Annotated in this window: 8 protein-coding genes and 1 pseudogene; all 9 read left to right on the top strand. The window is 62.1% G+C overall.

The window, feature by feature from the left end:
- A pseudogene (gene lpxK, locus HLUSI_RS31375) lies at positions 1-594 on the top strand (tetraacyldisaccharide 4'-kinase); the annotation flags it as partial.
- Complete coding sequence (locus HLUSI_RS0106435) at positions 575-784, top strand: Trm112 family protein (RefSeq protein ID WP_029363205.1); 210 nt, start codon at positions 575-577, stop codon at positions 782-784. The pseudogene lpxK and the gene HLUSI_RS0106435, both read left to right, overlap by 20 nt.
- Before the next feature lie 57 nt (positions 785-841).
- Positions 842-1,753 carry a 3-deoxy-manno-octulosonate cytidylyltransferase gene (kdsB, locus tag HLUSI_RS33930; protein WP_083830859.1) on the top strand — a complete coding sequence of 304 codons (912 nt, stop codon included), beginning with the start codon at positions 842-844 and terminating at the stop codon, positions 1,751-1,753.
- A complete protein-coding gene (locus tag HLUSI_RS0106425) occupies positions 1,734-1,943 on the top strand; it encodes a Trm112 family protein (RefSeq protein WP_029363205.1) in 210 nt (69 codons plus the stop codon). Before kdsB (HLUSI_RS33930) ends, HLUSI_RS0106425 begins: the two co-directional genes overlap by 20 nt.
- A 57-nt stretch (positions 1,944-2,000) precedes the next feature.
- A complete protein-coding gene (kdsB, locus tag HLUSI_RS0106420) occupies positions 2,001-2,804 on the top strand; it encodes a 3-deoxy-manno-octulosonate cytidylyltransferase (protein WP_029363204.1) in 804 nt (267 codons plus the stop codon).
- Positions 2,805-3,070: 266 nt separating this feature from the next.
- The gene (adk, locus tag HLUSI_RS0106415; protein ID WP_029363203.1) at positions 3,071-3,727 is read left to right on the top strand and encodes an adenylate kinase; all 657 of its coding nucleotides are present in this window, start codon (positions 3,071-3,073) and stop codon (positions 3,725-3,727) included.
- Positions 3,728-3,987: 260 nt separating this feature from the next.
- On the top strand, positions 3,988-6,123 hold the full coding sequence (locus HLUSI_RS0106410) for a sodium-translocating pyrophosphatase (RefSeq protein ID WP_040503221.1): 2,136 nt from the start codon (positions 3,988-3,990) through the stop codon (positions 6,121-6,123).
- A gap of 80 nt (positions 6,124-6,203) precedes the next feature.
- Positions 6,204-6,962, top strand: a complete 759-nt coding sequence (locus HLUSI_RS0106405; RefSeq protein WP_016833206.1) for a 3-hydroxyacyl-CoA dehydrogenase — start codon at positions 6,204-6,206, stop codon at positions 6,960-6,962.
- Between the two features lie 99 nt (positions 6,963-7,061).
- The coding region (locus tag HLUSI_RS0106400; protein ID WP_016833205.1) for a patatin-like phospholipase family protein at positions 7,062-8,124 on the top strand (1,063 nt) is incomplete at its 3' end.

The raw sequence follows: 8,124 nt of genomic DNA, 5'->3' as shown, positions 1-8,124 counted from the left end.
TCGGCCGCAGTCGCGTGGCGGTGGGACAGGCTTTGTTGAAGGCGCATCCGGAAGTCGACGTGATCGTTTCGGACGATGGCCTGCAGCACTATGCGCTGATGCGCGATGTCGAAATCGTGCTGTCGGACACGCGCGGCAACGGCAACGGTTGGCTGTTGCCAGCGGGGCCGCTGCGCGAACCGCGCTGCAGGCAAGGCGCCTGCCGGCGCGTTCGCGATGCAGCTGGAGACGGATCAGGTCGAGTTGCTGAAAGATCGCGCCTGCCGCCAGCCGCTGGCCTCGCTCAGCGTCGCCGAAGGCATTGCCGCGGTGGCCGGCATCGGCAATCCGGCGCGCTTTTTTGCGACACTGGAGCAGGCCGGGCTGAACTTCGAACGGGTGGCATTGCCTGATCACTACGATTTTGCTCACAACCCGTTCGCCGCGATGGCGGCGGCGGTGATTCTGATCACCGAGAAGGATGCAGTAAAATGCAGGGCTATAAAGGCCATCAAAAACGACCCCCGCATCTGGGTCGTGCCTGTGACGGCGCGCATAGACGGCGCGCTGGCTGAACACATAGTGGAGAAACTCCGTGAACGCCCGATTGCTTGATATCCTCGTGTGCCCCATTTGCAAGGGCCCGCTCGAGTACGACAAAAAAGCCCAGGAACTGATTTGCAACGGCGACAAGCTGGCTTATCCGATCCGCGACGGCATCCCGATCATGTGGGCCGACGAAGCGCGTGATCTGGGCGCTGCGCCTGCCGGACCTGCTGCTGCGGTCGAACCGGCTGCTGAATAAAGAACAAGTTTCTGCAGTTTCTGTCGTTGTATGTCTGATTGCTGATTGATTCCCGCCATGTCCTTTACCGTCATCATCCCCGCACGCCTCGCTTCCACCCGTTTGCCGAACAAGCCCCTGGCCGACCTCGGCGGCAAGCCGATGATCGTGCGCGTGGCGGAACGGGCGGCTTTGTCGGGCGCATCACGCATCGTGGTGGCGACCGATCACCGCGACATTTATGCCGCCTGCGAACAGCACGGCATCGACGTCGCCATGACGCGCGCCGATCATCCCTCGGGCACCGACCGCATTGCCGAAGTGGCTGCGGCGCTGGACCTGGCCGAAGACGCCGTGGTGGTCAACGTGCAGGGCGACGAGCCGCTGATCGATCCCGGCCTGATTGCCGCCACTGCCGGCCATATCAAGGCCGACGTGCCGATGGCGACGGCCGCGCATGCGATCGAATTGCTGCCGGAGATGTTCAATCCCAATGTCGTCAAAGTGGTGCTGGACAAGGAAGGGTGCGCGATGTATTTCTCGCGCGCCGCGCGCGACTTTACGGTGTGCAACGTCGGCGCTGCAGGCAAGGCGCCTGCCGGCGCGTTCGCGATGCAGCTGGAGACGGATCAGGTCGAGTTGCTGAAAGATCGCGCCTGCCGCCAGCCGCTGGCCTCGCTCAGCGTCGCCGAAGGCATTGCCGCGGTGGCCGGCATCGGCAATCCGGCGCGCTTTTTTGCGACACTGGAGCAGGCCGGGCTGAACTTCGAACGGGTGGCATTGCCTGATCACTACGATTTTGCTCACAACCCGTTCGCCGCGATGGCGGCGGCGGTGATTCTGATCACCGAGAAGGATGCAGTAAAATGCAGGGCTATAAAGGCCATCAAAAACGACCCCCGCATCTGGGTCGTGCCTGTGACGGCGCGCATAGACGGCGCGCTGGCTGAACACATAGTGGAGAAACTCCGTGAACGCCCGATTGCTTGATATCCTCGTGTGCCCCATTTGCAAGGGCCCGCTCGAGTACGACAAAAAAGCCCAGGAACTGATTTGCAACGGCGACAAGCTGGCTTATCCGATCCGCGACGGCATCCCGATCATGTGGGCCGACGAAGCGCGTGATCTGGGCGCTGCGCCTGCCGGACCTGCTGCTGCGGTCGAACCGGCTGCTGAATAAAGAACAAGTTTCTGCAGTTTCTGTCGTTGTATGTCTGATTGCTGATTGATTCCCGCCATGTCCTTTACCGTCATCATCCCCGCACGCCTCGCTTCCACCCGTTTGCCGAACAAGCCCCTGGCCGACCTCGGCGGCAAGCCGATGATCGTGCGCGTGGCGGAACGGGCGGCTTTGTCGGGCGCATCACGCATCGTGGTGGCGACCGATCACCGCGACATTTATGCCGCCTGCGAACAGCACGGCATCGACGTCGCCATGACGCGCGCCGATCATCCCTCGGGCACCGACCGCATTGCCGAAGTGGCTGCGGCGCTGGACCTGGCCGAAGACGCCGTGGTGGTCAACGTGCAGGGCGACGAGCCGCTGATCGATCCCGGCCTGATTGCCGCCACTGCCGGCCATATCAAGGCCGACGTGCCGATGGCGACGGCCGCGCATGCGATCGAATTGCTGCCGGAGATGTTCAATCCCAATGTCGTCAAAGTGGTGCTGGACAAGGAAGGGTGCGCGATGTATTTCTCGCGCGCCGCGATTCCGTGGCATCGCGACGGTTTTGCGCAATCGAAGGACAGCCTGTCCGAGTTGCATAGCCACGAATTCGCGCCGCTGCGCCATATCGGCATGTACGCCTATACCAACAAGTTCCTCCAGATTTATCCGACGCTGACGGCATCGCCACTTGAACGTATCGAGGCGCTCGAGCAATTGCGCGTGCTCTGGCACGGCTATTCGATCGCCGTGCACGTGACGTCGATGTTGCCGGAAGCCGGCGTTGACACGCCCGAGGATCTGGAGCGCGTCCGCAAGCATTTCGAAGCGCCTCCCGACAGTCCCCTGGTGGCGGCTATTTCCGCGCTGTAACGTCGGCTGCCTTTCGCGAGACAAATCGTCTCGCCGATGATGCGCCACCAGCGTGGTTTTGTAAGTCTCCTGTCATTCTCCATCGCGATAATTGAGGTCGGCTGGCTGCCTAAAAAATAGGCGTTTGTCATGATTCAGTAAGATTTTGTGGTAAGTTTCGTTCAGAGCAAGATGCAAGCGGCGTCACAGAGACAATCGCCTTCGATGGCAACAGTTGTACGGATCGCCATCGCAATAGAATTCAAAACTTCAATTTAGGAAAACATATGCGCCTCATCCTTCTAGGAGCGCCTGGTGCCGGTAAAGGTACGCAAGCCACTTTTATCAAGGAAAAGTACAACATTCCTCAGATTTCGACGGGCGACATGCTGCGCGCCGCCGTTGCCGCCGGCACGGAACTCGGAGTCGCCGCCAAGAAGGTCATGGACGCAGGTGGTCTGGTTTCCGATGACATCATCATCGGCCTGGTCAAGGACCGGCTGAAGCAGCCGGACTGCGCCAACGGTTATTTGTTCGACGGCTTCCCGCGCACCACGCCGCAAGCCGACGCCATGAAGGATGCCGGCGTCAAGATCGACTACGTGCTGGAAATCGACGTGCCAGACAGCGCCATCGTCGAGCGCATGAGCGGCCGCCGCGTGCATCAGCCTTCGGGCCGCACCTACCACGTCAAGTTCAATCCGCCGAAGGTCGAGGGCAAGGACGACGTCACCGGCGAAGCGCTGATCCAGCGCGACGACGACAAGGAAGAAACCGTCCTGAAGCGTCTGTCGGTGTACCACGAGCAGACCGAAGTACTGGTCGGCTACTACGGCAAGTGGGCCGAATCGGGCCAGCCGGGTGCGCCGAAGTATCGCAAGATCGCCGGCGTCGGACCGGTGGAGCAAATCAGAGAGAGTGCATTTGCGGCGCTGGCGTCATAAAATGAAGCGGACCATGTGTCCGCTTTTTTTATGTCAGCAGTGGATACTGCGGATGCAGCAGCTTGGTCAGACAGATTGAAAACAGGGGAGTCAGACGTAACCGATACGGTGTAACCAGGGGCGGCCCATCAAATCCATAAAAGAGGCCACGTAAAGTATTGCAGTGCGCAGTGTCCGTAATAACGCCGTGATCACCAGAGGCGTTGCTGCGGAAGGTCGTGATTGTTGACTTTGTCGTGAAAAAACAAGGAGGAGACATGATGGCAGGAGCCCTATGGTTTGCCGTGGCATGCGGCGTGGTCGCAGTGATCTACGGTCTTATTTCCCGCAGTTGGATTCTCAAGCAGGACCCCGGCAATCAGCGCATGCAAGACATCGCGACTGCCATCCAGCAAGGCGCGGCAGCCTATCTCGCGCGCCAGTACCGCACCATCGCGCTGGTCGGCGTGGTGCTCTTCATCCTCATTGCATTGATTCCCGGCCTGGGTTGGATTACCGCGGTCGGTTTCCTGATCGGCGCGGTGCTGTCGGGCGCCTGCGGCTTTATCGGCATGAACGTGTCGGTGCGCGCCAACGTGCGCACCGCGCAGGCCGCCACGCAGGGCATGAACCAGGCGCTGGCCGTGGCCTTTCGCGGTGGCGCCATCACTGGGATGCTGGTGGTGGGGCTGGGGCTGCTGGGGGTGTCGCTGTTCTTCTGGGTCTTGTACATCTATGGACAGGGCCGCGCGGCCAGCCTGCATGACGCCATCCAGCCCTTGATCGGACTGGCCTTCGGCGCGTCGCTGATCTCTATCTTCGCCCGGCTGGGTGGGGGGATCTTCACCAAGGGCGCAGACGTGGGCGCCGACCTGGTGGGCAAGGTCGAAGCCGGCATTCCCGAGGATGACCCGCGCAATCCTGCCGTGATCGCCGACAATGTCGGCGACAACGTCGGCGACTGCGCCGGCATGGCGGCCGACTTGTTCGAGACCTATGTGGTGACGCTGATTGCCACCATGCTGCTCGGCAGCCTGGTGATCAAGGGCGGCGAAGTGCTGGCGGTGCTGTATCCGCTGGCGCTGGGCGGCGTCTCGATCCTGGCGTCGATCGTCGGCTGCATGATGGTCAAGGTTGCGCCCGGCAAGAAGATCATGTCGGCGCTGTACACCGGTTTGTGGTGGGCGGCGATCCTCAGCCTGATCGGTTTCGCCGTCATCACCTGGACCATGGTGCCGCCTGAACTGCGCGTGCCGCTGATGGGTTCGGCGGTGATCGGCATCGTCCTGACCGGCCTGATGGTCTACATCACCGAGTACTACACCGGCACCGATTTCAAACCGGTCAAGCACATCGCGCAAGCCTCTACCACCGGCCACGGCACCAATATCATCGCCGGCCTCGGCGTGTCGATGAAGTCGACCGCTTATCCGGTGCTGGCGGTGTGCGCGGCGATCCTGGCGTCGTACTGGCTGGCCGGGTTGTACGGCATCGCGATTGCGGCGACGTCGATGCTGTCGATGGCAGGCATCATCGTGGCGCTGGATGCCTACGGCCCGATCACCGACAACGCCGGCGGCATCGCCGAAATGTCGGGCATGCCGGAATCGGTGCGCGCCATTACCGATCCGCTCGACGCGGTCGGCAACACCACCAAGGCCGTCACCAAGGGTTACGCGATCGGTTCGGCCGGACTGGCGGCGTTGGTGCTGTTCGCCGATTACACGCATGCACTGGACGCGGTCGGCAAGAGCACTTCGTTCGATCTGTCCAATCCGATGGTGATCGTCGGCCTGTTCATCGGCGGCTTGATTCCCTACCTGTTCGGTGCGATGGCGATGGAAGCCGTGGGACGTGCGGCCGGCGCCGTGGTGATCGAAGTACGGCGCCAGTTCAGCGAGATCAAGGGTATCATGGACGGCAGCGGCAAGCCGGAATACGACAAGGCGGTCGACATGCTGACCTCGTCGGCGATCAAGGAAATGATCGTGCCGTCGCTGTTGCCGGTGATCGTGCCGATCATCGTCGGCCTGCTGCTTGGACCGGCGGCATTGGGCGGCCTGCTGATGGGGACCATCGTCACCGGCCTGTTCGTGGCGATTTCAATGACCACCGGCGGCGGCGCCTGGGACAACGCCAAGAAGTACATCGAAGACGGCCATCACGGCGGCAAGGGGTCCGATGCACACAAGGCGGCCGTCACCGGCGACACCGTGGGCGATCCGTACAAGGACACCGCCGGCCCGGCCGTCAATCCGTTGATCAAGATCATCAATATCGTCGCGCTGTTGCTGGTGCCGTTACTGCCGGCGCCAGCCTTGACGGCGGCAAGTGCTGCCATGACCGCCGTTCCGGCTGCGGTAACGGCAACGACGGCAACGGAAGCTGTCGTGATCGCCGCACCCGTGGGAAAATAGCAGTCCACATTCCACGAGGATGATTAAAAAATGACCGGCATGGGTATTCCATGCCGGTCTTTTATTATTGGAGAAGAGACATGCAGATTGCGGGACAGGTATTTGTAGTGACGGGCGCGGCATCGGGTTTGGGCGCGGCGACCGCGCGCATGCTGGCGGAGAACGGCGGCAAAGTGGTGCTGGCCGATTTGCAGGAAGAGGCCGGGCAAAAGCTGGCGGCCGAACTGCAGGGGGAATTTGTGCGCTGCGATGTGACCACGGAAGAGGACGGCCTGAAGGCGATCGCGGCGGCGCAGCAACTGGGCAGCCTGCGCGGCCTGGTCAATTGCGCCGGCATCGCGCCGGGCGCCAAGCTGATCGGCAAGGACGGCCCGCATACGATGGCCTTGTTCCAGAAGACCCTCAACATCAACCTGGTCGGCACCTTCAACATGGCGCGTCTGGCGGCCGACGCCATGAGCAGGCAGGAGCCGATGGCGCAGGGCGAGCGCGGCGTGATCATCAATACCGCTTCGGTGGCGGCATTCGACGGCCAGATCGGCCAGACCGCGTATTCCGCCTCCAAGGCGGCCATCGTCGGCATGACGCTGCCGATGGCGCGCGACCTGGCGCGCAGCGGGATCCGGGTGATGACCATTGCGCCGGGAATTTTCGAGACGCCGATGATGATGTCGATGCCGCAGGAAGTGCTTGATTCGCTGGGCGGCGCCGTGCCGTTTCCGCCGCGCCTGGGCAAGGCGGTCGAGTACGCGCACCTGGCCAAGACCATCATCGAGAATCTGATGCTCAACGGCGAGACCATCCGTCTCGACGGCGCCATCCGCATGCCGCCGAAATAGAATAATTACGTAACTATTCCCTGCGTATTTTTAGCAACAGCTGGAATTTTTGCTAATCAACATGCGCCGGAAGCGTGTGCGCCCTGATAAGCTGTTGGCATGGAGTCAACAGATAAAAAAACAGGACTGATCCTGACCGGCGGCGGCGCACGCGCGGCTTACCAGGTCGGTGTTCTCAACGCCGTGTCCATGATTTTGCTGGAGTCCGGCTGGCCCGGGCATCAGAATCCTTTCAAGATCATTTGCGGCACGTCGGCCGGAGCAATCAACGCCACCGCGCTGGCGTGCCGTGCCGATGATTTCGGCGAAGGTGTGCGCGAGCTCGTCAATGTCTGGTCGAATTTCAAGGTGGAGCAGGTCTATCGCGCGGACTCGCTCGGCGTGATCCGTTCCGGCGCGCGCTGGCTGTCGCTGTTTTCCTTCGGCTGGCTGCTGCGCAAGTGGCGCGCCAATCCACCCAACTCCCTGCTCGACAACACCCCGCTGGTAACCATGCTGCACCGCCTGCTCGATTTGCCGCGCCTGGACGATGCGCTGGCCAGCGGCAACCTGCACGCGCTGGCAGTGACGGCCTCGTCCTATACCGGCGGCCAGCATCTGACGTTTTATCAGTCAATGCAGGAAATCGAACCATGGCGGCGCACTCAGCGCGGCGCCATCCGCGACCAGATCGGCGTCGAGCATCTGCTGGCGTCGTCGGCGATTCCGTTCATTTTCCCGGCCATACCGATTTTCTATGAAGGCCGGCGCGAATATTTCGGCGACGGCTCCATGCGCCAGGTTGCGCCGATTTCCCCGGCCATCCACCTCGGCGCCAGCAAGATTCTGGTGATCGGCGCCGGCCGGATGGGCGAGCGTTCCGAAGCGCCGTCCCAACTGGCGCAATATCCCAGCCTGGCGCAAGTGGCCGGCCATGCCTTGTCGAGCATCTTCCTCGACGGTCTCGCCGCCGACATCGAGCGCACCACCCGCGTCAACCAGACCTTGTCCATGCTGACGCCGGAGCAGCGCGCCAAAACCCCGCTCAAGCCGATCGAGGTATTGGTGATTTCGCCGTCCGAGCGTATCGACGAGATCGCCAGCCGCCACGTCAACAGCCTGCCGCGGCCGGTGCGGGTGATGCTGGGCGGCATCGGTGCGACCGAAGTGCGCGGCGCGGCGC

The sequence above is a fragment of the Herbaspirillum lusitanum P6-12 genome (assembly GCF_000256565.1).
Lineage (GTDB): Bacteria > Pseudomonadota > Gammaproteobacteria > Burkholderiales > Burkholderiaceae_D > Herbaspirillum > Herbaspirillum lusitanum.
Note: the sequence above shows the minus strand (reverse complement) of the source record. Positions and strands in the feature narration are given on the sequence as shown.